The sequence below is a fragment of the Cobetia sp. SIMBA_158 genome (assembly GCF_046566945.1).
In the GTDB taxonomy this organism is placed as follows: domain Bacteria; phylum Pseudomonadota; class Gammaproteobacteria; order Pseudomonadales; family Halomonadaceae; genus Cobetia; species Cobetia amphilecti.
Genome location: NZ_JAWJYL010001277.1, coordinates 1 through 228 on the forward strand (window position 1 = coordinate 1; position 228 = coordinate 228).

Below are 228 nucleotides of genomic sequence, written 5' to 3' on the forward strand. Positions count from 1 at the left end.
GGTCGGGGTAAAGATCATCACGCCCGTCACCCCCGCAGGGGTGGTCACGATGGCGGTGGCTGGCAGGGAAATCCGATGCCGCCCGATCATCACCCGCACGCTGACGGTGGTCGAGGCCCCCGGCAGCACCTGCCGGTCCTCCGGCGGCTCCATCGACAGGGTCACCCGATAGGTCTGACCCACTGCTGAGGCCGCGGCCGTGTATTCCAGCATCTCCAGCGGATATTC

1 pseudogene is annotated in these 228 nt (G+C 67.1%); it reads right to left on the minus strand.

The annotated features are described in order from the left end of the window. A pseudogene (locus R2R70_RS23830) lies at positions 1 to 228 on the minus strand (hypothetical protein); the annotation flags it as partial.